This window comes from Flavobacterium sp. W21_SRS_FM3, from assembly GCF_052113625.1.
Classification (GTDB): Bacteria; Bacteroidota; Bacteroidia; order Flavobacteriales; family Flavobacteriaceae; genus Flavobacterium.
This window is the reverse complement of record NZ_JBGQOD010000001.1, coordinates 423,153-445,817: the sequence shown is the minus strand read 5'-3', so window position 1 is coordinate 445,817 and position 22,665 is coordinate 423,153. Positions and strand designations below refer to the sequence as shown.

The 22,665-nt window shown below is 33.0% G+C and carries 20 protein-coding genes; 7 read left to right on the top strand and 13 right to left on the bottom strand.

The window, feature by feature from the left end; all coding sequences use genetic code 11:
* Positions 1-79 precede the first annotated feature (79 nt).
* The 3 genes from ACEN2K_RS02040 to purN form a co-directional block, all read right to left on the bottom strand.
* On the bottom strand, positions 80-1,003 hold the full coding sequence (locus tag ACEN2K_RS02040) for a PfkB family carbohydrate kinase (protein ID WP_441757644.1): 924 nt from the start codon (positions 1,001-1,003) through the stop codon (positions 80-82).
* 76 nt (positions 1,004-1,079) lie between these two features.
* Positions 1,080-1,565 carry a ribonuclease HI gene (rnhA, locus tag ACEN2K_RS02035; RefSeq protein WP_441757643.1) on the bottom strand — a complete coding sequence of 162 codons (486 nt, stop codon included), beginning with the start codon at positions 1,563-1,565 and terminating at the stop codon, positions 1,080-1,082.
* Positions 1,566-1,603: 38 nt separating this feature from the next.
* On the bottom strand, positions 1,604-2,167 hold the full coding sequence (purN, locus tag ACEN2K_RS02030) for a phosphoribosylglycinamide formyltransferase (RefSeq protein WP_441757642.1): 564 nt from the start codon (positions 2,165-2,167) through the stop codon (positions 1,604-1,606).
* Positions 2,168-2,343: 176 nt separating this feature from the next.
* On the opposite strand from purN, the gene ACEN2K_RS02025 reads away from it, so the two are divergent.
* From ACEN2K_RS02025 to ACEN2K_RS02000, 6 genes are all read left to right on the top strand, one after another.
* Positions 2,344-2,580: an acyl carrier protein gene (locus ACEN2K_RS02025; protein ID WP_007137004.1), complete on the top strand. Its 237-nt coding sequence runs from the start codon at positions 2,344-2,346 to the stop codon at positions 2,578-2,580.
* A gap of 178 nt (positions 2,581-2,758) precedes the next feature.
* Positions 2,759-4,012 carry a beta-ketoacyl-ACP synthase II gene (gene fabF, locus ACEN2K_RS02020; protein WP_441757641.1) on the top strand — a complete coding sequence of 418 codons (1,254 nt, stop codon included), beginning with the start codon at positions 2,759-2,761 and terminating at the stop codon, positions 4,010-4,012.
* Between the two features lie 9 nt (positions 4,013-4,021).
* On the top strand, positions 4,022-4,762 hold the full coding sequence (gene rnc / locus ACEN2K_RS02015; protein ID WP_441757640.1) for a ribonuclease III: 741 nt from the start codon (positions 4,022-4,024) through the stop codon (positions 4,760-4,762).
* 114 nt (positions 4,763-4,876) lie between these two features.
* Complete coding sequence (locus ACEN2K_RS02010) at positions 4,877-5,365, top strand: IPExxxVDY family protein (RefSeq protein WP_441757639.1); 489 nt, start codon at positions 4,877-4,879, stop codon at positions 5,363-5,365.
* 5 nt (positions 5,366-5,370) lie between these two features.
* The gene (gene pyk / locus ACEN2K_RS02005) at positions 5,371-6,801 is read left to right on the top strand and encodes a pyruvate kinase (RefSeq protein ID WP_441757638.1); all 1,431 of its coding nucleotides are present in this window, start codon (positions 5,371-5,373) and stop codon (positions 6,799-6,801) included.
* Between the two features lie 111 nt (positions 6,802-6,912).
* On the top strand, positions 6,913-7,683 hold the full coding sequence (locus ACEN2K_RS02000) for a Bax inhibitor-1/YccA family protein (protein WP_441757637.1): 771 nt from the start codon (positions 6,913-6,915) through the stop codon (positions 7,681-7,683).
* Positions 7,684-7,732: 49 nt separating this feature from the next.
* Here ACEN2K_RS02000 and ACEN2K_RS01995 read toward each other — a convergent pair whose 3' ends face one another.
* Together ACEN2K_RS01995 and dinB are read right to left on the bottom strand one after the other, a co-directional pair.
* Complete coding sequence (locus ACEN2K_RS01995; protein WP_441757636.1) at positions 7,733-8,248, bottom strand: PAS domain-containing protein; 516 nt, start codon at positions 8,246-8,248, stop codon at positions 7,733-7,735.
* A gap of 92 nt (positions 8,249-8,340) precedes the next feature.
* Positions 8,341-9,423: a DNA polymerase IV gene (dinB, locus tag ACEN2K_RS01990; RefSeq protein WP_441757635.1), complete on the bottom strand. Its 1,083-nt coding sequence runs from the start codon at positions 9,421-9,423 to the stop codon at positions 8,341-8,343.
* 158 nt (positions 9,424-9,581) lie between these two features.
* Here dinB and ACEN2K_RS01985 point away from each other — a divergent pair, with 158 nt between their 5' ends.
* On the top strand, positions 9,582-10,052 hold the full coding sequence (locus tag ACEN2K_RS01985; protein ID WP_441757634.1) for a CYTH domain-containing protein: 471 nt from the start codon (positions 9,582-9,584) through the stop codon (positions 10,050-10,052).
* On the opposite strand, the gene ACEN2K_RS01980 is transcribed toward ACEN2K_RS01985, so the two are convergent.
* The 8 genes from ACEN2K_RS01980 to ACEN2K_RS01945 all read right to left on the bottom strand — a co-directional run bounded on the left by ACEN2K_RS01980 (position 10,053) and on the right by ACEN2K_RS01945 (position 22,459).
* Positions 10,053-10,550, bottom strand: coding sequence for a septal ring lytic transglycosylase RlpA family protein (locus tag ACEN2K_RS01980; protein ID WP_441757633.1), 498 nt, complete (start codon positions 10,548-10,550; stop codon positions 10,053-10,055).
* Between the two features lie 82 nt (positions 10,551-10,632).
* A complete protein-coding gene (locus tag ACEN2K_RS01975; protein WP_441757632.1) occupies positions 10,633-11,055 on the bottom strand; it encodes a hypothetical protein in 423 nt (140 codons plus the stop codon).
* Between the two features lie 96 nt (positions 11,056-11,151).
* Positions 11,152-14,394 carry a TonB-dependent receptor gene (locus ACEN2K_RS01970; RefSeq protein ID WP_441757631.1) on the bottom strand — a complete coding sequence of 1,081 codons (3,243 nt, stop codon included), beginning with the start codon at positions 14,392-14,394 and terminating at the stop codon, positions 11,152-11,154.
* Positions 14,395-14,809: 415 nt separating this feature from the next.
* Complete coding sequence (locus ACEN2K_RS01965; RefSeq protein WP_441757630.1) at positions 14,810-17,380, bottom strand: TonB-dependent receptor; 2,571 nt, start codon at positions 17,378-17,380, stop codon at positions 14,810-14,812.
* A gap of 274 nt (positions 17,381-17,654) precedes the next feature.
* Positions 17,655-19,298 carry a glucose-6-phosphate isomerase gene (gene pgi / locus ACEN2K_RS01960; RefSeq protein WP_441757629.1) on the bottom strand — a complete coding sequence of 548 codons (1,644 nt, stop codon included), beginning with the start codon at positions 19,296-19,298 and terminating at the stop codon, positions 17,655-17,657.
* Between the two features lie 196 nt (positions 19,299-19,494).
* Positions 19,495-20,727, bottom strand: coding sequence for a peptidoglycan DD-metalloendopeptidase family protein (locus ACEN2K_RS01955; protein WP_441757628.1), 1,233 nt, complete (start codon positions 20,725-20,727; stop codon positions 19,495-19,497).
* A 26-nt stretch (positions 20,728-20,753) separates the two neighbouring features.
* On the bottom strand, positions 20,754-21,689 hold the full coding sequence (locus ACEN2K_RS01950) for a tryptophan 2,3-dioxygenase family protein (protein ID WP_441757627.1): 936 nt from the start codon (positions 21,687-21,689) through the stop codon (positions 20,754-20,756).
* The gene (locus tag ACEN2K_RS01945) at positions 21,689-22,459 is read right to left on the bottom strand and encodes a DUF3108 domain-containing protein (RefSeq protein WP_441757626.1); all 771 of its coding nucleotides are present in this window, start codon (positions 22,457-22,459) and stop codon (positions 21,689-21,691) included. The genes ACEN2K_RS01950 and ACEN2K_RS01945 overlap by 1 nt, the downstream gene beginning before the upstream one ends.
* Positions 22,460-22,665: the final 206 nt, after the last annotated feature.

Here is a 22,665-nt window from a genome sequence, read left to right as displayed (position 1 = left end):
TACTATTATAAAACCATGCAATAATAATGCCTTCAAAATCTATTAATCAAAAAAGCCCCGTCTCCGAGGCTTTAAGGCATTATAATTCTATATCAAATTGAGTCAAAGATTTAAACTGCATTAATCTTGACACTACTTCTTCTTTATCCAAACTAACCATTCGGTCTGTTCCAAACTTCTCTACACAAAAAGATGCTAAGTTAGAGCCATAAATGATGGCGTTTTTCATATTCTCAAAAGAGACATTTTCACTTTGTGTAATAAAACCTGCAAAACCACCTGCAAATGTATCTCCAGCACCTGTAGGATCAAACACTTCCTCTAATGGTAACGCTGGAGCAAAGAAAACTTTTTGATCATGAAACAATAAAGCACCATGCTCTCCTTTTTTAATTACTACATATTTAGGTCCCATCCCTTGGATTTTGGCTGCAGCCTTAACAAGAGAATATTCTCCTGAAAGCTGTCTTGCTTCCTCATCGTTGATTGTAATAACATCAACACGTTTCATTACATCAAGCAATTCAGGCAAAGCACAGTCCATCCAAAAATTCATTGTATCTAACACCACTAATTTTGGCTTAGTTTCCATTTGATCCAATACACTACTCTGCACTAGTGGGTGCAGGTTTCCTAGCATAACCACATCAGCATCTTTATAGTTCTCAGGAACTTTTGGTTGAAAATCAGCTAAGACATTTAATTGTGTGTCTAAGGTATCTCTCGAATTTAAGTCATTATGGTAGCGTCCACTCCAAAAGAATGTTTTTCCTCCCTTAACTACTTCAAGACCAGAAATATCAATATTTCTATCTGTTAATAAATCTAAATATTCTTGTGGGAAATCGTCTCCAACTACAGATACGATTGCAGATTGTAAGTTAAAAAAAGAAGCAGATAGTCCGATGTACGTTCCTGCTCCACCCAAAATTTTATCTGTTTTGCCAAAAGGAGTCTCAATTGCATCAAAAGCAACTGTTCCAACAATCAATAATTTATTCATTTATATGAGTTTCGAATTAAGGCGCAAAGATAGTTTATAACTTTCATAGTTGCAAAGATTCAAACTCGCAAAGTTTTCATAATAATTTACCCTCTTCCTTTTCATAAAAAGTATCTATAGAAAGATCTTTTTGCATTGAAGCCATGACAGCAAGTTCATCACAACGTTCATTTTGGGGATGGTTGTTGTGGCCTTTAATCCATTTAAAATCCACTTGGTGTTTTCTATATACAATTAAAAGTCGTTTCCATAAATCAGCATTCTTTCTATTGACAAAATTTTTCTTCTCCCAGCCAAGAACCCATTTTTTCATAACAGAATCTACTACATACTTAGAATCTGAAACTACTAGCACCTTAGTGTTTGGGATTTTAAGCTTTTCAAGTCCAACAATTACGGCAAGCAATTCCATTCTATTATTAGTAGTTAGTCGAAAGCCCTCATAAAATTCCTTCCTATAGACTTTACCCATCACCTTAGTTTCCATGACTACTCCATACCCGCCTCTACCAGGATTTCCCTTTGCAGCGCCATCCGTATATATATGTACTTCGTAATCCATGTGTGATATAGTGATTGTAATGATTAAACTTAGTATCTTTATTTTTTTAAAAGATTGGCTATAACTTCAGGGAAAAACTGCTGTTCTAGTCCATGAATCAAATTAGCAACTTCCTCAGGAGTTTCTGTTCCTTTTAAAGCAACACTTTTTTGAAAAACAATACCCCCTTCGTCATAATGTTCATTCACAAAATGAATAGAAATGCCTGTTTCTGATTCTCTATTTTCCACAACTGCCTTATGCACATTCATACCATACATTCCTTTCCCACCATATTTAGGCAATAAAGCGGGATGAATATTGATAATTTTATCCGGAAAAGCGGCAATGATATTTGCAGGAAATTTCAATAGAAAACCAGCCAAAACAATTACATCAGGCTGTAGTTGATTAATTTTTTGTAGTACTTTACTTCCAAATAACTCTTCTTTTGTAAAAATATCGGTTGAAATGTCGTGTTTTTTAGCTCTCTCTAAAACTTTTGCATCAGGATTATTTGTAAACACAGCTACTACTTCTGCTTTTTCATTTCCTTTAAAGTACTTTATAATATTTTCAGCATTAGTCCCCGATCCAGAAGCAAAAATTAGAATTTTTTTCATAATCAACCCGATTTTAGTTACGCAAAAAAAGGAATAAAATTCCAAAATAAATAACATTGAGAAGCCTTTGTTGAAATAAATTTTATAATTTAGTTGTCACATTTATCAACTTATTGGTTGTTTTAAAATAAAGTTTTTTATTTTTGCCAACAAATTAAATTCTAAAATTAAAGATTATGTCAGACATTGCATCAAGAGTAAAAGCGATTATCGTAGACAAATTAGGTGTTGACGAAAACGAAGTTGTAACAGAAGCAAGCTTCACTAATGATTTAGGAGCTGACTCATTAGACACTGTTGAGCTTATTATGGAATTCGAAAAAGAATTTGACATTCAAATTCCAGATGATCAAGCAGAAAACATTGCTACTGTTGGTCAAGCTATTTCTTACATCGAAGAAGCTAAAAAATAATAATATTTCACCCGTATACTTCTAGTATGCGGGTGTTATTATTTTTCTTTAAAAGAAAATTGCGATTGCTATTCAATCAAAAATGATATTTATAAGGTAATGCCCACGGCTCTTTTGTAACAATACAGTAAAGAAAGCGTGGGTTTTATTTGTTTAAAGATAACAAAACACATAAGTTATGGTATTAAAACGAGTTGTTGTGACAGGTTTAGGTGCTCTTACTCCTATAGGAAATAACATACAAGAATATTGGGACAGTCTTATTAACGGAGTTAGTGGAGCTGCGCCAATAACTTATTTTGACGCTTCAAAATTTAAAACTCAGTTTGCCTGCGAATTGAAAAACTTTAATGCCGAAGATTTTTTAGACAGAAAAGAAGCTAGAAAGATGGACCGTTATGCACAATATGCTATGGTTTCATCTGAAGAAGCAGTAAATGATGCAGGATTTAATTTCGAAAAATTAGATAAAGACAGAGCTGGTGTTATTTGGGGTTCAGGAATTGGAGGTTTAGAGACTTTTCAAATAGAAATGTTGAACTTTGCTGCAGGCGATGGAACACCAAAATTCAATCCGTTTTTTATCCCAAAAATGATTTCAGACATTGCATGTGGACATATTTCTATTAAATATGGTTTTAGAGGCCCTAACTTTGCGACTGTTTCTGCTTGTGCTTCTTCTACAAATGCTATTATTGACGCATTCAACTATATCCGTTTAGGACATGCTGATGTAATGGTCACTGGTGGATCTGAAGCAGCTGTAACTATTGCTGGCATGGGTGGATTTAATGCTATGCATGCATTATCAACTAGAAATGATGATCCAAAAACTGCTTCAAGACCGATGGACAAAGACAGAGATGGTTTTGTTTTAGGTGAAGGCGCTGGAGCTTTAATTCTAGAAGAATACGAACATGCTGTTGCCCGTGGCGCAAAAATCTATTGCGAAATTGGTGGTGGTGGAATGTCTGCAGATGCACATCATATCACAGCACCACATCCAGAAGGATTAGGCGCTAAAAATGTAATGCTAAATTGCTTAAGAGATGCAGGTTTACAGCCAACAGATGTTGACGGCTTAAACATGCACGGTACTTCAACTCCTCTTGGAGATTTAGCTGAATCAAAAGCAATTGAACACGTATTTGGAGAGCATGCTTATAGCATGAACTTGAACTCAACAAAATCAATGACAGGTCACTTATTAGGTGCTGCTGGTGCTGTTGAAACCATTTCTTCAATACTTTCTATGAAATACGGTATTGTTCCCCCTACAATCAACCATTTTACGGATGATGAAAACATTGACTCTAAATTGAATTTTACATTTAATGTAGCTCAGAAAAGAGAAATGAATGTAGTTATGAGTAACACTTTTGGTTTTGGTGGTCATAACGCATGTGTATTAGTAAAAAAACTAGACTTGTAATATAACATTATGAGTATATTAAAAAAAATATTTTCTAAATCCCGTTCTCTAGAAGACGGGATTTTTTTTGATGCTATTCAAAAAATTCTTGGGTTTGCCCCAAAAAACCTTGACCATTACAGAAAAGCATTTACTCATCGCTCCTCTAACCGTCTCAATGCTGATGGGAACCCTATAAACTACGAACGTTTAGAGTTTTTAGGAGACGCAATGTTAAGTTCTGTAATAGCTGCGCATCTTTTTAATAAAGCCCCACATGGCGACGAAGGTTATCTTACTAAAATGCGTTCAAAGATTGTAAGTAGAGAACACCTGAATGAACTGGGTAAAGACCTTAATTTGATTCAGTTTATTGAGAGCAAGGTTCCTGTACAGCACTTTGGAGAAAATATTCATGGTAATATATTTGAATCACTTATTGGCGCCATATATCTTGACAAAGGCTATGTGTATTGTGAGAAATTTATTCAAAAAAGAGTTGTAATTCCTTATGTCGACATATCTCGATTAGAAGGCAAAGTAATAAGCTATAAAAGTCTTGTTATCGAATGGTGTCAAAAGGAGAAAAAAGTTTTTCACTATGACATTTTTGAAGACAATGCTATTGATGGCCAACGTCTTTTTGGTGTTAAACTAAGCATCGACGATAAAGTAATTGCAAAAGCCAGAGCCACCTCTAAAAAGAAAGCAGAAGAGAAAGCATCCCAGCGCGCTTATTTTGCATTTCAGGAAAAAATGGACAAGAAATAATATTAAATCCTTGAAAACTACAACGTTTTCGTTCATAAATTAACGAATTCATTACATTTTCTGCTCTTTAACTTCAATAGAAATAGTATATTTACATCATTATTTTTAGTGAATATGGCTATTCATAAACTGGACCTTGGCGACTTTGACGAAATAGATTATTATTTAATTGCTATTCATACTTCATTAGAAGATTATCGATTAGCTTATTTTATCAATCAAAAACTTCCTATCAACTTAGCAAAAAGTAAAGAAGAAGTGCAGATAAACATAAAAGAAGGCGAAACTAATTTTGCTCGCTTTTATCACTATGATTCAGAGAATGCCATATCTTGGAATTTAATACAAAATAAGAACGAAGTACTCCAACAAAATCTAAATCCCTCACAAGATTTATTTTCGAATGTAAAAATGGAGGTTTCAACTAAAGTTTTCTTACTACCAGAATTTAAAAAAGCAGATTATTTTTTAAAAATAGAAAACACTGATGATACGATAAATGTGTCCCAAATTAAGACCATATTAAATACCATTGATAGTATATCCACTGTTTACACGGTAGATACTAATCAAATAAAATCAAAAAACAATTTAATTTTTTAATACAAATGATTCCGAACAAAAAAACCAAAATTGTAGCCACACTTGGACCTGCATGTAGCACAAGAGAGATTATAAAAGACATGATTGACGCAGGTGTAAATGTATTTAGAATTAATTTTTCTCATGCGGACTACGAAGGTGTAAAAGAAAAAATAAATATCATCCGTTCATTGAATGAGGAGTTTGGATATACTACAGCTATTCTTGGAGATTTACAAGGGCCAAAATTACGTGTAGGTATCATGAATGAAGGCGTTGTTGTAAATGATGGTGATTTAATCACATTTACTACCGCTGAAGATATTATTGGAACTGCTGAGAAAGTTTTCATGAAATATAAAAATTTTCCAAACGATGTAAATCCTGGAGAAAGAATTTTATTAGATGATGGAAAACTTATTTTTGAAATTGTTTCGACAGATAAGAAAACTGAAGTTGTTGCAAGAGTAATTCAAGGTGGGGAATTAAAATCTAAAAAAGGGGTAAACCTTCCAAATACTAAAATATCACTTCCTGCTTTAACAGAAAAAGATATTGCTGATGCGATATTTGCTATCGGACAAAAAGTAGATTGGATTGCATTATCTTTTGTAAAAACTCCTCAAGATCTTAAAGACTTACAGGATTTAATTAATGAGCATTCAGACGTTAAAATACCAATCGTTGCCAAAATCGAAATGCCAGAAGCATTAGAGAACATGGATAAGATTGTTGCTTATTGTGATGCCTTAATGGTCGCACGTGGAGATCTAGGAGTTGAACTCCCTGCTCACGAAGTACCATTAGTGCAAAAAGATTTGATTCGTAAAGCTAAAATGGCTCGTATTCCTGTGATTGTTGCTACTCAAATGATGGAAACAATGATTACAAGCTTAACTCCTACAAGAGCAGAAGTAAATGATGTTGCTAACTCAGTTATGGATGGAGCAGATGCTGTAATGCTTTCTGGAGAAACGGCTGCTGGAAATTACCCAGTTCAAGTGATCCAAAAAATGACGCAAATCATTCAAGCAGTGGAAGACTCTCCGCTTATTCAAGTACCTCAAAATACACCACAAATTAAGACAAAACGTTTTATTACAAAAACAATTTGTCGTCATGCTGCAATCATGGCCGATGCTATCAAAGCAAAAGCGATTTGTACTTTGACAAATAGTGGTTATACTGCTTTCCAAATTTCAGCTTGGAGACCATCAGCTCATATCTTAGTTTTCACTTCTAACAAAAGAATTGTAACGCAATTAAGTTTGTTATGGGGAGTTAAAAGCTACTACTATGACAAGACAGTAAGTACTGATGATACAGTAACTGATGTAAATGAAATTGCAAGAGAAAAAGGATATGTTACTAAAGGTGATTTCTTAATTAATTTAGCAGCAATGCCAATTAAAGAAAAAGGAATGGTTAACACGATGAGAGTTTCTGAAATAGAATAAAAAAAATACCATTGTAATAGAATCCGTCTTGTAAGAAATCAAACAAGGCGGATTTTTTTGTACAGCTATTTTTTTACTATATCTTTGATAAAAATAATATTTTAATTAATTATGAATTTCAAATCAAAAAATCCATTTTTAAACAATAAGTCTTTCTCAGCTACCACAGCACGAAGAGAAGAAGTGCACCACGCCACACTGATTGATTACAATCAAGAAATGACACTTAACGGAACTATAAGCAAAACACTACTTTTATTTTTACTATTGACAGCATCCGCAATGGTTATTTGGTGGATGGCTTTTAATGGTTTAAATCCAATTGTCCCTGCAATAGGGGGAGCAATTATTGGATTAATTTTAGTAGTTGCTGCTGCTTTCAAACCACAATATTCAGGCTATCTCGCACCGGGCTACGCCTTGTTTGAAGGATTATTCATTGGCGGTGTCTCAGCCATATTTGAAGCAAGATATCCAGGTATCGTTATACAAGCAGTAGGAGCGACATTTGTAACTTTTGCTGTATGTTTAGGACTTTATAAATTTAAAATCGTAAAAGTAACAGAACAATTTAAATCAGTTGTTGTAGCAGCTACTCTCGCAATTGCCACTTATTATCTTATCTCTTGGTTGGTATCGATGTTCACTAGTTTTCAACCAGTACATTATGGCAACTCCATGATGAGCATTGGAATTAGTGTATTTGTAATTATTATTGCTGCTTTAAATTTATTTCTAGACTTTGATAGAATCGAAAAAGGAGTACAACAAAAAATGCCAAAATATATGGAATGGTTTGGGGCAATGGGTTTAATGGTAACATTAGTTTGGTTATACATTGAGTTCCTTAGATTGCTGTCAAAACTTTCTAGCAAAGATTAAGTATAATCATTTCACTATAAAAAAAGCCTTTCAAAATGAAAGGCTTTTTTTATGCAGCTTGTTCAAAAGCGATAAAATGAGCTAACTCACCACTCCTATTAAAAATAGGAAAACCCTTTATTAGACAGTAATAAGGTTCACCGTTCTTTTTATAATTAAGCACCTTTTTTTCAAAGGGCAACCTATTGTTAATTGCTTCTCTGATTTCATTTGAAGTGATTGGACAACTGGCTTCGCCTTGAAATATTCTTGGATTCATTCCTATTAGCTCTTCAGCTTTATATCCATTCATATTAGCGATATTCTGAGACGCAAAAACAATATTGAGCTTTGTGTCAGTAAGTACAATTACTTCGCCGTATAACGCAGATTTGAAATCCCAGTCTTTTGATTCCCATTTAGCAACTGCGGCAATATCATTAATTTTTTTATGATCCTCATTTACATTTCGCAGATGAATTAAAGTATCATTATAAAAGTCCCATGAAAATACTGGATTAGCATTTATATTAAGACCAATATGAAACCTTGCTACTGCGTTCTCATAATTTTCAAATTGTATCATGTCTCTCCATTTTTAATCAAATATAATTGATTAACTACATCAACTAGAGTAATTCAAGTCATTTAACTATTGTTAAACCTTAATTTTTGAACTTAAAAGGCAAATTTTAGTTGTACTACCACCGCTTTTTTTTCTTCAGTATTCAAATTACTCATCGATATACCCAATAAACGAACAGACTCTTTCATACGTTCCTGATATAGAAGTTCTTTTACTGATTCTAATATTAGCCCTTTATCAGAAATGAAATAAGGCAATGTTTTACTGCGAGTTTGCTGGGTAAAATCACTATATTTAATTTTGAGCGTGACCGTTTTTCCAGAAATAGCACTTTTTTTTAATCTTCTCTCTAAAGTAGTAGCAATTTTTTCCAATTGCTCCAACATAAAAATCTCAGAAGACAAGTTGATATCAAACGTATGTTCTGCAGCTACAGATTTTGTAATTCTATTTGATTTCACTTCACTATTGTGTATACCTCGCACCACATTAAAATAAAAGGCGCCTGATTTTCCAAAATGTTTCTCAAGAAATTCCAAAGATTTATGCTTTAATTCAAGTCCAGTAAAGATCCCTAACTGATACATTTTCTCAGTAGTCACTTTACCAACACCATAAAATTTTCGAATAGGCAATTCTTCTAAGAATTTTAGGACTTCATCAGGATTAACCGTTTTTTGTCCATTAGGTTTATTATAATCACTAGCAATTTTAGCAACAAATTTATTAACCGATATTCCTGCTGAAGCTGTTAAACCGACTTCATTAAAAATGCGCATTCTAATTTCTTCGGCTAGTAAACTAGCACTGCTATTACCTTTTTTGTTATGGGTGACATCAAGATAGGCTTCATCAAGTGATAGAGGCTCAATTAAATCAGTATACTCTTTAAAAATGGTATGAATTTTAGCGGAGATCTCTTTATAACGATCAAAACGAGGGGAAACAAAGATAAGTTCTGGGCAATTTTTCTTAGCCATTACACCACTAATGGCACTTCTAACTCCAAATTTCCTAGCCTCATAACTCGCAGCTGCCACAACTCCTCTATTTTCAGATCCGCCTACAGCTATAGGTTTGCCTTTTAAATCTGGATTATCCATTTGCTCCACTGACGCATAAAAAGCATCCATGTCAATATGAATAATTTTCCTATTAGGATTTAAATTGGGCATAGTACAAATTTAAAAAGCTTTGCGCTGAAAACAATCTTATGAATACAAAAATAGTAATACATTTGAAGTATATAATAAACTGACCCAGCATTTGCTAAAGCTCGTAATTCAAAATAAAAGAGTTTTATAAAAAAGGCTACATATAAAAAGCAACACCTATGATTGAAATAGAAAGGAAGTTTTTAGTAAAATCAGAAGCTTTTAAAAATGATTTTTTTTCGAAAAGAAAAATTAAACAAGGCTACTTAAGTTCGGTACCAGAACGTACCGTTCGCGTAAGAATAAAGGGAGATAAAGCTTTTATAACAATCAAAGGCGCATCCAGTAACAGTGGTTTATCTCGATTTGAATGGGAAAAAGAAATACCCGTACAAGAAGCTGAACAGTTATTATTGTTATGCGAAGAAGGCATAATTGATAAAACTAGATATGAAATTAAATCGGGTATTCACACTTATGAAGTAGACGAGTTTTATGGTGCCAATGAAGGTTTAATCATGGCTGAAATAGAACTTAACTCAGAAGATGAAAGTTTCGAAAAACCAGATTGGCTGGGAATGGAAGTCACCAATGATCAGCGATATTACAATTCTTATCTTAGCGCAAATCCTTTTAAAAAGTGGAGCTAATTATTTAGTAAACACTTCAATGGTAACTGTCATAACACCAATACCTTTGTTTTTAGCAATTTCCATAAATGCTCTTTTAGACAAATCAATTTCTCTTGATCTTACAAAGGGCCCTCTATCAATCACTTCAACAATTACCGATTTGCCATTGACCTCATTTGTCACCCTCAACTTAGTACCAAAAGGAAATTTTTTATGAGCGGCTGTATATTTATTCATATCAAAAATAGCACCACTAGCAGTTCTTCTTCCATGAAACTTATCAGCATAGTATGAGGCATGAGAACCTGTTTTATAAGGCACTAACTTTCCCATCTTCTCAGTCAAAGTGTCTTTCTCGACTTCTTGCTGTACAATAATAGTTTTTACTTTTTTAACCGTATCTTTTGCCGTAGCATTCTTTTGTAGAGAAGTTTTGATTTTATCAGCAACTGTACTTTGACTACTAGCTAGCCCAATAATAGCTACTGAGAAAAACAATGTTATAAATTTTTTCATACTTTTTTATTTCGTTGTAATGCATTTTGCAAAAACCATACCTAGATAAAAAAAGTCCTGAAATCAGGACTTTTTGTTGGTTTTATAACCAAAGATGCCAAGGCAATCTAAGTAAGATTAACGCAAATCCTAAACCATAAAAAATAGCAAATGTTTTAAATTTTGACTCACTTGTGATTAAACCCTTATGCTTAGACCAACCAATTGTTATTAATGCAATAGCGATCAGATTAATCAGTGGATGCTCTAAGGAAGTTAAACGCATTGCTTTATCAGACATATTACCTAAAGCCGCAAAACCTAAAGGAGATACAAAATACAAAATCAATCCAATTAGTAATTGTGTATGTGTACCAATTAAAGCAAAGAGAGCAATTTTCCTATCTGTTCCCGTAAATTCTTTCTTAGAAAACATTCCTATGAAAGCGTTGACAACCGCAATTACTAATAATAAAAGAGCTAAGTAAGCCCAACCAGAATGAAATTTTTGAATGAATTCGTACATAGAGTAATTATTTTTTAAAACAAATATAGGAAAAAATGGGATAAAAAAAAGCCCTCATTTCTAATAGAAATGAGGGCTTGATGTTTTCAACAGAAATTAGTTAAATGTATAACGAAGACCTGTTTGTATTTGCCATCTTGATGAATTCAATCCAACATCATCAATTTGATTAATATTATTTCCTACGTTTGGATTATAACTAAATCTTGGTGTAGTAGTACCCGTTACGAATCCTTCTTGCTTAAGCAACTGTACTTGGTCGAAACTTGTAAAATATCTCTTACCCCAGTCTTTGTTTAATAAGTTGGTAAAGTTAAATATATCCGCAGTAAATTCTAAAGTATGTTTCTTTTTACCTGAAGTAATTATAAATTCTTGAGCGAATTTTAAGTCAACAACATGAGATGTTTTTAAACGATCCCCATTGCGTTCTGCATAATCACCTTTTCTACTTTTTAAGTATTTGTTTCCTTCTATGAAAGCACTAAGGGCATCCCATTGTGCTTGTGGAGATAAAGGATTTGCAGTAGTTGATACTAAAACAATCTCATTTTGTGCAGCTGGCACATATATTAAAGCTGAGTTAGAAAAAGTATCTTGTAATAATCCTCCAGCATCATTATAAACATAACTTATAGGAGTACCTTGAGCTCCCTCATAGAAAAATCCTATTCTAGTTTTAGTAAAAGGACTCCATTTGAAAGTTGCGTTACCGTTAGAGATAATTCTTCTACCTTGGTCAAAATCAGATCTAGAAAGACTTAAAGCATTTGCTCCATTTACTGATTCAGTATTATTCCACTGAGAACTGTTTTGAGATGACGTTGCATCTAAAAGAACTGTAGACTTACCGTATGAATATGTTCCAGAAATGTTACCATCAATAAAATCAGATCTAAAGTTTTTAGTCAATGTAAAAGAGATGTTGTGTGCCTTACCTTCGTCTGTGTTTGAAGCTAAATATATACCTAGGTATGTTGGATCAACTCTACTGTTTCCATTGTAACGTGGTCTATTATCTGGACCTGTTAAATTACTTGAAGCCGCTTTAATATTAAGATTTTCATATTTAATAGAACTGATATTATCGTTATACGTAATTTCAGAAGTTAAAACGAAGCCTAATGGTAATTTTTGATCAATCCCTAAACTAGCTTTAAAAACTTGAGGTAATTTAAAGTCATTTGCAAATAAATCTATGTTACCACCTTTTCCACCTGATCCAGGACGTGGGTAAGAAGCTGGCAATGGTTGGATTTGACTAGCAACACTAGGATTAGGATTAAAATATGGTGTTTGTGTAGCATTAGTAATTGAAATAGCTCCTTGAGAAATTCCATTATTATTGTACGTACCACCTGGCCATACTAAAGGCAGTCTAGATGTAAAAATACCTAATCCTCCTCTAAACTGAGTTACTTTTTTACCATCAAGATCGTAATTAAAACCTAAACGTGGTGCAATATGAGGAGTGTTTTTTATACCTTGACCCACTCTTGCTCCCTTTAAATCTTTTCCAGCAGCTTCTAATATACCAACAGTTCTGTTATTAAAATCGTTGTTTACTAAACCATCTTCCCAAACTGGAATATCAACTCTAACACCATAAGATAATTTAAAGTTACTATTTACTCTCATTTCATTTTGAGCATAGAAACCGAATTGTTTTGTTCCAAACTCAGCAGCTCCTAATGACTCGTCACCTTCACCACCAATTAATGAGTAGTTCATTTGGAATCTATTTGGTCTTCTATCTAATAAGAAATCATCTAAACTACTGTATCGGTATGATCCAAAATTATTACCGAAGAAAACATTACGAGAAGAAGAAAACTCATTGTGAGTTCCAATTGTAATTGTACTAATTCCAGCATTAATTTCGAAATTATCTGTAATTGTCAACACTTTTTGGCTTAAGAAATTTGCAGTTGAAAATCCTTCTGCACCAAAATAAATACTTTGTGACGATCCGTCAAAAATTTGTACTGAAGGAAAAGGATCTCCAGATGCATCACGATCATCAAGTACATTGGTGTAAGCAACAACTAAATTATTTGAAAATTTATTTCCAAATCTTGAGTTTAATTCTAAAGCAGTTGAATTAGTTGTTGAGTTGAATAATTGACTACCATTAATAAAACTTATAGCAGTAGCAGAAGATCTACTTGGTGAAAAATTCTCCGCTTTAACATAACTATGTTTCAATGATAATTTATGATTATCATTGATGTTCCAGTCAATTTTACCGATCAATTTATCACTTACTAATGTTCTCACGTTATTTTCAAATGACCCTGGATCATAACCATAAGAAGCTAATTTAGTTCTTAATTCACCTAATCTATTTGCTGAAAGACCAGTATAGTTTGCTAAATCAAAAGGTTGTGGAGTTTCATTATCTTGTTTTTCATAATTAATGAAATAGAATAATTTATCCTTAACAATAGATCCACCAGCTCTAATCCCATAAGTCTGTGCTGAGAAATCAGCTAATTTAACTCTAGGGTTTGTACCTGCTAATGAAGGAGGTGTTTTTGCAGCTAAATCTTGGTTTCTATTTAAATAGTAAGCAGAACCTTCAAAATTATTTGTTCCTGAACGAGTGATTGCGCTGATTGCACCACCAGCAAAACCTGACAATTTTACATCAAAAGGAGCAACACTCACTTGAAACTGCTCAATAGCATCAACTGATATTGGACTTACACCAGTTTGACCACCATTTGTACCGTTAGCCGCTAAACCAAAAACATCATTACTTACAGCTCCATCGATGTAAATAGCATTGAAACGGTTATTTTGACCACCAACTGAAAGAACATCATCACCACGTAATTGCGCTTGAGGAGTTAATCTAGCAAAATCAGCGATATTTCTTGACAGTGAAGGTAATGCCTTAATCTTATCTGAATCAATTATTGTTTGAGAACCTGTTCTTTTTGAATTAAATGTATTGTTTTTAACACCTGTAACCACAACTTCTTTTAATTCGCTAGCTTCATCTGTTAAAACAACTTTGAAGTTTTTCGAATCTCCTAATTGAAGATAAATATTAGCTTCCTCAAAGGTTCTATACCCTACGAAAGTAACCACTACACTGTAAGGACCTCCAACTCTCATGTTAGAAATTCTAAAATTACCATTAATATCAGTCGTTGCTGTATACCTTGTACCTGATGGTACATGCGTCGCAAGAATTGATGCTCCAGGCAAAGATTCTGACTCACGGTCGTAAACAACCCCATTTATGGAGGAAGTTGTATTACCTTGAGCATAAATACTGGTATGTGCAGCTGTAAATGCAACCAATATCAAAAATAACCTCAATAATTTTTTCATGATTTTTAGTTTAAAATATTTTGGCAAAAATCTAACATTTTCTACAAATAAATGTTAATTAAATGTTAATAAAAAGCCGCCTAAATGTGCTTTTTAACATAATTATGAATATTTACTTGTATATTCTCGCTTTCTGAATATTTTTTATCAAATCATCAAGTTATTTGTTAAAATAAATACTATTCCTTAATTAACTTAGATTTAGGCACTAATCCAGTATAAATGGTAAGTAATAGAGGGCGACTACAAAATTCATATATGCCTTTATAATAGCTCTACACTTGTCAAAAAAATAGATACATATTAACAATTACCAGATTAAAATAAGCACAAAAAAAAGCAGATGTTAAAACATCTGCTTTTAGTTATTATTGCCTATAAACTTTTACATTATAAGCGGTAAGTTATTATTTATCTAGAAGTTAAAACGCATAGAGGCATTCCAAGTTGTTCCATATCCATAATACCCTTTATTATTAGCATTAAGGCCATTAATTACTACATCACCGGCATTAGCAGCTATGTTTGTAGTAAGTTCAGATACATAGATTTCATCAAATAAATTGTTGATATTTACTCTAAATACGACTGATCTGTTTTTATTTTTTCCTGTTAACATTTTGTAAGAAAGTCCAGCATCTACTAAAGTATAACTTGGCAGCTCAATATTATTTTTTACTGAACCTACATTAGCATATAATTTTTGGTAATTTCTCCAATCAGCATCAATAGAAAAACGAGTTGCAATTTCATATTTAAATCCTAATCCCATAGTTACTTGCGCAGCATCACCAACTTTACCTCCATCAACATCAACTCTAGAACTACTAAGAATATTTCTATCTGAATCTCTAACTGTTTTAACAGCATCTCCAACATAGTGATAGTCTCCAACAGACGCAAATCCACTGATATCTAATTTAGTAAAAGGTTTTGCAACAAAATCTAATTCTAAACCTGAGTGAAGTTGCTCTACACCTTCATTTGTAGTATATTGTAAGTCATTATTAACCTCATTTGAAGTTGTAGTTACTCTATCTTTCCAAGATGTTCTAAAAGCATTAATACTACCACTTAAAAATCTTGATTTAAAGCTATAACCTGCTTCCAAACCAAAAACCTTTTCATTTTTAGTTAATGGATTCACTTCATTTCCGTAGTTTAAGTAAATGTTATCATGGTAAGGTTGGCGAGAGTAATATCCAGTATTAACATAGAATGAACTATTATTCCCTATCTTATAACTACCACCTGTTTTAACATTATAACCAACATTGTTCACTTTTTCTGATTCTGCGTCTGCAGGAAGATAAGCGTATCTATCAAATCTTACATGAGATTGGTTTGAAACCGCCCCTTGAAAAAATGCAGAGAAGTTATCCTTAGCATATTCTAATTGTGAGAAGAAACCTCCATAAGAAATTGTTTCATCATAATCCCATGAGTATCTGTTTTCAACAGAAGCTGTATGTGTTAAAACTGCCCAAGGATTATTTGTATTCGTTTCATAAATTTTATTATTAGGGATATTTACATTGTATTTATCTAAATAATAATCTGCACCTAATAAATTCGTAAGCTGTCTGAAGTGAGTTCCAGTATAGGTTCTTAAATCAAGTCCCATATTGAAGTTTAAATTCTCCGCTAATTCTGTTTTAAAATTAGTTACTAAACCATACCATGCATGGTTATTAACTGAATTACGTAATGCACCTGTTGCTGCACCGGTTGTACTTGCTTTGTTTGCTGCAATTGTAGCATCAAAATCAACATTACCAGTATCCGTTCTCTTAATTGAACCAACGGTACCTACACTTCCTCCTCTACCCCAAGACGCATAAAGAACAGTAGATAAACTTGATTTATCAGTAATATTAAAATCCCAATTCAAGTTAGCTACTGGTTTATGGTAATAATTTCCAACTGCTGAAAGGTATTCTCCATTTAGAGTTCCCCAGTTATTATTATATTTTCTACCATACTTTTTAAAATCACTTAATCTTTTACCGTAGTTCTGATCATGAGTTTGTGGAGCTCCAGTCAATATGAAGTTGAAACTATGCTTATCATTTGCTTTGTAACCTACAGAGATAAAATAATTTTGTCCTTGACCTTTAGTACCATCATTATAACCATCACCTTGCCAGTGAGAAAACAATACACTTGTTCCCCATCCGCTTTTACTCATACCTGTATTATAAGCAATAGTAGATTTAAAATAGTTATCATTTGCTTGACCAAATGAAGCGAAACCACCTTGTTTTTTATCAGTAGCTTTTGTAACAAAATTCACAGTTCCACCTACAGAAGATATTGCTAATTTAGAAGAACCTAATCCTCTTTGAATTTGAATTATACTTGCGATATCAGACATTCCTGACCAGTTAGACCAGTACATCTTACCGTCTTCCATTCCATTAATTGGTTGACCATTCAATAAAAAAGCAGTATTATCTTGAGCAAAACCACGCACACTTATTCTTGAATCTCCATATCCACCAGCTTGACCAGCTACATATACAGAGGGTGTATTTACAAGAGATTGTATTACATCAGAAGAACCAATTTTCGCTTGAATTTCCTCAGCTTTAATAGTTGAAACAGCAATTGCCGTTTTTCTATCTTTTGCTAAATCGATAATTCCTTTACCAATTACAACAATCTCGCTTAATTCATTAGAATTAGAAACCAATGCAATGTTTCCTAAATTTTGTGTGGCACCTTGTGCCACAGAGAATTTAACCAATTTAGGTTCAAAACCTATAAAAGAAATAATCAATTCACCAGAGTTAACTGTTGTGTTTATTGAAAATTTACCATCAAAATCTGCAGAAACTCCTGTTTTACTTCCTTTAACACTGACATTTGCACCAGGCAGTGAACCTTGTCCATCAGTAATAGTCCCAGTGATTTTCCCTTGAGAAAACATACTTGAAACTACTAAAAACAGTAATCCAAAGAGTAACCAATCTTTAATTGTCTTCATTTTTTGTTTTTTTATTATTTTCCACAAAATTATAACAATTTAACACAAGCATGTTAACATAATGTTAAGAACTATAATTAACGTAGTCAATTTTCTTAAATTAAATCTAGAATTTTAACTAAAACATCAATTTAAATTACACAATTAGCAAAGTAATGTAATTTTATATGTATATTATTCAAACTTTAAGGAATAACTTTGCAGACCTCTGAAAAGCAAAAAAAACCTAAATTTTTTAATAATTTAGGTTTTTTTTGTTAAAGAAATCAACTCATTATTTCTTCTGTAGATAATAATTCAATAAAAATTGGGTTGAGCTATCGTGATTTTTAACCTCATGATTATTAATTTCTTCTAAGATAGAATTTGCTAATTGCTTACCTAACTCCACTCCCCATTGATCAAAACTAAATATATTCCAGATTACACCCTGCACAAAGATTTTGTGCTCATATAGAGCGATTAGCGACCCTAATGACTTAGGAGATAGTTTATCTATTAATAATGTATTAGTCGGCTTATTTCCCGTAAAAACCTTAAAAGGCAACAAGAATTCAGCTTTTGTCTTATCTAGCCCTTGTTTAGTAAATTCATTTTGAACTTGATCCGCTGATTTTCCATGCATTAACGCCTCTGTCTGAGCAAAGAAGTTAGACATTAATTTATCGTGATGATCTTTATCTCCATACAACGGCGCAACAAAACCTATAAAATCGGAAGGAATTAATTTAGTTCCTTGGTGTATTAATTGAAAAAATGCGTGCTGAGAATTGGTGCCCGGCTCACCCCATATAATAGTTCCCGTTTGATAGTTAACCGGTTTACCGTCCCTACCAACACTTTTACCATTACTCTCCATTGTTCCTTGTTGTAAATAAGGAGCTAGTTTTTGCAAATACTGAGTATAAGGAATCAGTGCTTCACTTTCGGCACCAAAGAAATTATTGTACCACACACTAAGTAAAGCTAAAACAACGGGCATATTTGAATCAAAATCAGCAGTTTTAAAATGCTCATCCATTTCATTAGCCCCCGATAATAATTCGTCAAAATTATCAAAACCTACTGCTAAACTAATAGTCAAGCCTACAGCACTCCATAATGAAAATCGGCCTCCTACCCAGTCCCACATTGGAAAAACATTGTCAGGATTAATACCAAATGCTGTTACTTTTTGAATATTAGTAGAAACTGCCACAAAATGCTTAGCTATATCTTGTTGAGTAGCGCTTTGTAAAAACCATTTTTTTATGGTTTCTGAATTAGTCAAGGTTTCCTGAGTTGTAAACGTTTTTGATACAATTACAAAAAGAGTCGTTTCAGGATTTAGTTTTTTTATAATTTCATTTACATGATCCCCATCAACGTTAGAAACGAAATGAACATTTAAGTGATTTTTATAGTACTGTAAAGCCTCGACTGCCATCGCTGGTCCTAAATCTGATCCTCCAATTCCTATATTGACTACATCAGTAAATGATTTATTGGTATATCCTTTTCTCTCACCAGAGACTACTTCATTCGTAAAAGTCTTTATTTTATTTTTTACCTCGTAAACCTCCGGAATGACATTTTCGCCATTCACATTTACGACAGTACCTTCCTTAGCTCGCAGAGCAGTGTGAAGTACTGCTCTATTCTCTGTTTGATTAATTAATGCGCCGTCAAAATAATCCTCAATCGCTTCTTTAAGTCCAACTTCTTTTGCTAAATCTAACAATAAAGTGATTGTCTCTTGATTGATAATATTTTTAGAATAATCGATTAAAAAATCATTCCACTTTATATTGAATTTTTCTGTACGAGAAGCATCCGCTTTAAACATTTCTTGCATTGAAGCATTTTGCATTTCATTATAATGTTTTTGAAGCTTACTCCAAGAAACTGTTTCTTTTGGATTTATCGTTTTTAAGGCCATTGTATTTAAATTCTAGTGTTATTATATTTTTGGTAAAAATACTTAAATTACTTTTAACAGATAAAGTGATTCCGATTATATCACAATTTATCTTAAATCAAATACTAATTACAAAGCAGAAAAGGCAAAAAAATATTTCACTGAAATATTTTTTTGCCTTTTCTCAATTATAACAAAGAATTACGAATCTTATGTTTTATAAATTAGCAATACTATCTAATTCAAATTTTAATGGTTCAATTTTTTTCAAAAAACGAGCTTTATTACTACTATTCATTGGCTCACCGTTGGGCAACTTAAGCCTTAAAGCATCAACCTGAACTCCATTTTTCCAAAAGCGGTAACATACATGAGGTCCCGTTGCTAAACCAGTACTACCCACTCTACCGATTACATCTCCTTGGTTAACATGTTGCCCTCTTTTCACTAAAATTTTAGACATATGAAGGTATTGCGTAGAATAAGTACTATTATGCTTTACTTTAACATAATTCCCATTACCCGCTGTATAGCCCGTTTTTTCTACGGTACCGGATGCGGTTGTTGTGATAGGAGTACCTCTTGGTGCGGCATAATCAGTCCCTTTGTGTGCTTTCCATCTTTTTTGAACAGGATGAAACCTGTTCATCGAAAACCTAGATGTTAATTTACTGAATTTTATAGGCGTTTTTAGAAAGAAGTTTTTAAGGGTTTTTCCTTCTTCGTCATAATACTCCACCTTTCCTTTTGATTGATTTTGTACAAAAGGAAATGCATAAATGATTTTCCCTTTGTATTCAAAAAATGATGCTTCCATATTCTCCACTCCATCATAGATAGAGTCATTGATGAAGCGCTCTGTAAAAGTGATTCCGTAACGATCTCCTTTTTTAAGTTTGAAGAAATCAATAGACCAAGAATATATTTTAGTAATCTTACTTGCTAATGCAGCCTCTACACCTGCATTTCCTAAAGTCTCTGACAACGATCCTTTTAAAACCCCACCAATTGTTCGCCTTCTTATCGTAATTGGTCTTGTTTTTTTGTGCGCCACTACAGCCGAATCACGGAGGTCAAAAATATAGTAGCTTAAAGCATCTGGTTGATATACAAAAACTTCTAGCTTGTTCGTTTTATCTTTAGACCTTAGCATTGTATAAGCACGGTTAGGTCTTATTACCCGCACATCAAAAGTATCTTTTATACTGCGTACAATTTCATATACTTTTCTATCACCAATATTTTGTTTTTCTATAATTGTACCAAAAGTATCTCCCCTTTTTACCGTGTCCTGAACAACATTATATTCAGAAAAATTAAATCCAAAATCAGAATGCTCTGCCATGGGTTTAACTTTCTTAACTTGTTTTTTAATTTCAGCTTTGTTTTCGGATTTATTACAAGATAGTATTGTTGTCAATACCATGATAATGATTAATACTTGCTTCAAACTGTATTTTTTTTATTGAATTTAACTTATTTTTCCACGCCCCAATTCACCAATTCCTCCTCACTCCATAATTCTGGAAAAAAAATTCTTCTTTGGTATTTTGGATGCATGTATTTCTTCCAGTCACTTCCTCCTGTGGCTTCACCATCTCCTTTACCACTGTGATCGATGTATTTAATAGCGACATTTAAGTGTTGCATAACCCAAGTAATATTCACTGTATGGTCAAAATGGCGCATTGCCTTAACTAGCTCTGGATTTTTTTGATCTGCTTCAGGAAGCTGTTTGAATTTCTGCCAAATGTTAATGGAGTTGTACTCTTCCATATGCGCTAAGAAAGCACTTTTATATTTGCGCTCAAACTCTTGAAGCAGAAAAGATTTCTCCCCAGTTTTATAATCTTTACCTGCTGCTTGCCAATACAAATGTTCAAAAGCATGATTATAAGAGGTATTTCTATCAATATTAGCTCTAAAGCGGTAGTCAATCAAGTTAATCAAATCTGTTGAAGAAAATTCGATTAATCGATATTGAGCACTTTGAAAACCACTTGCGGGAGTTAAGGTATTTCTAAACTTCATGTATTGCTCTACTTCCATCCCTTCTTCCATTATACTAAACGAGGTGGTTAGCATGTCAAAGTACCTACTCACGCGCATTAGCCTTTCAGTAAAGAAGTCGGTTTTTATATTGTCACAATAACATATTTGCTGCATCTCCCATAGAATCATTTTAAAAATTAATTCATTTACTTGGTGATACATAATAAAAACCATTTCATCTGGGAGGGTTGTCCTTTGCGTCTGCAAACTTAATAAAGCATCGGTTTGAATATAATCCCAATAGGTTATGGGTTTTGACCAAAGTAATCCTTCGAGATGGGTATCTGTTTTCTGGTTAATGGCATCGTATTTATTTTCGATTTCCTTTAAAACAGCTTCTCGGTTTTCATTAATGTTCATTATTGTTTTATTTTAAACGGATTGTTTAATCCTTTAAATGCATCTAAATCTGCTTTTATTGACCCCACGGCTAGTTCTGCTTTTATTCGAATAGGCAATCTGTTATCATCATCCGATATCCATATTGTCACACTTTCTTTTTCTTTAAAAACACGACCTGATTGCACCAACGGTTTAAAAACCATAGAAGACACAACGCCAAATTTAGTGGTAATATTTTCACGGCCTACAAACTTTAACTTAAATTTTGTGGTTTCATCATCAAAGAACATATCAATCGCTACTGATTCACCTGGACTAATTTTATTGATCTCTGGCGAGTTTCTAAGATAGTAGAATGCTGATAATATATCTTGAGTGTTTTTAGGGATAACAAATGTTTTCTCGTTTCTGTTTTTGTAGTCTTTTACTAAAACCTTATTTGCAGACTGATTAAAGAAACCTTCTTGATTTTTTCTGTAACCACCTTCGTCAATTTTTCTAACAAAACGATAAGGACTGCCTGTTTCTTTATCTATATAACTTTCATATAGATCATCGACTTTAAAGAAAAATCGAGACATTCCAGTGGTATACCCTTTTCCAATAACGTGAAAAGCTTTTTTATTATTTATTGTAGCATCTTTAACTTCTAAAGTGGCGTAACCCGCATTAACAATACCATAATGAATTCGGAATTTAAACCATTCCCCTACATCATAAGCATCTTCATTGCGACTATCAAAGCTAACGGTAAGAATCAATAATAAGAATAGGATAATTTTTTTCATAACTTACTTTTTCTATTTATTGAGGGGAGTTGCAAATTTTGTTCCAAATATATTAAAACAAAAAAACTCAGTCAAATAATGACTGAGTTTTTATGCTATTAACTAACCAAAAAACTATAAATTATGAAATTTATATCAATTCGGAAGGAAACCACCCCTTCCATTTTGCGAGTGCAAAGGTAGCTAACAAATCCAGATATTTAAAC

Bases quoted from the DNA above. Each gene is read 5' to 3' on its own strand.
- rnc (WP_441757640.1), top strand. From the start codon at position 4,022: ATGAGTATATTAAAAAAAATATTTTCTAAATCCCGTTCTCTAGAAGAC.
- dinB (WP_441757635.1), bottom strand. From the start codon at position 9,423: ATGCCCAATTTAAATCCTAATAGGAAAATTATTCATATTGACATGGAT.
- pyk (WP_441757638.1), top strand. From the start codon at position 5,371: ATGATTCCGAACAAAAAAACCAAAATTGTAGCCACACTTGGACCTGCA.
- ACEN2K_RS01950 (WP_441757627.1), bottom strand. From the start codon at position 21,689: ATGAACATTAATGAAAACCGAGAAGCTGTTTTAAAGGAAATCGAAAAT.
- ACEN2K_RS02010 (WP_441757639.1), top strand. From the start codon at position 4,877: ATGGCTATTCATAAACTGGACCTTGGCGACTTTGACGAAATAGATTAT.
- ACEN2K_RS02025 (WP_007137004.1), top strand. From the start codon at position 2,344: ATGTCAGACATTGCATCAAGAGTAAAAGCGATTATCGTAGACAAATTA.
- pgi (WP_441757629.1), bottom strand. From the start codon at position 19,298: ATGGCCTTAAAAACGATAAATCCAAAAGAAACAGTTTCTTGGAGTAAG.
- ACEN2K_RS01945 (WP_441757626.1), bottom strand. From the start codon at position 22,459: ATGAAAAAAATTATCCTATTCTTATTATTGATTCTTACCGTTAGCTTT.
- ACEN2K_RS01970 (WP_441757631.1), bottom strand. From the start codon at position 14,394: ATGAAAAAATTATTGAGGTTATTTTTGATATTGGTTGCATTTACAGCT.
- ACEN2K_RS01985 (WP_441757634.1), top strand. From the start codon at position 9,582: ATGATTGAAATAGAAAGGAAGTTTTTAGTAAAATCAGAAGCTTTTAAA.
- purN (WP_441757642.1), bottom strand. From the start codon at position 2,167: ATGAAAAAAATTCTAATTTTTGCTTCTGGATCGGGGACTAATGCTGAA.
- ACEN2K_RS02040 (WP_441757644.1), bottom strand. From the start codon at position 1,003: ATGAATAAATTATTGATTGTTGGAACAGTTGCTTTTGATGCAATTGAG.
- ACEN2K_RS01980 (WP_441757633.1), bottom strand. From the start codon at position 10,550: ATGAAAAAATTTATAACATTGTTTTTCTCAGTAGCTATTATTGGGCTA.
- ACEN2K_RS01965 (WP_441757630.1), bottom strand. From the start codon at position 17,380: ATGAAGACAATTAAAGATTGGTTACTCTTTGGATTACTGTTTTTAGTA.
- ACEN2K_RS02000 (WP_441757637.1), top strand. From the start codon at position 6,913: ATGAATTTCAAATCAAAAAATCCATTTTTAAACAATAAGTCTTTCTCA.
- fabF (WP_441757641.1), top strand. From the start codon at position 2,759: ATGGTATTAAAACGAGTTGTTGTGACAGGTTTAGGTGCTCTTACTCCT.
- ACEN2K_RS01995 (WP_441757636.1), bottom strand. From the start codon at position 8,248: ATGATACAATTTGAAAATTATGAGAACGCAGTAGCAAGGTTTCATATT.
- rnhA (WP_441757643.1), bottom strand. From the start codon at position 1,565: ATGGATTACGAAGTACATATATATACGGATGGCGCTGCAAAGGGAAAT.
- ACEN2K_RS01975 (WP_441757632.1), bottom strand. From the start codon at position 11,055: ATGTACGAATTCATTCAAAAATTTCATTCTGGTTGGGCTTACTTAGCT.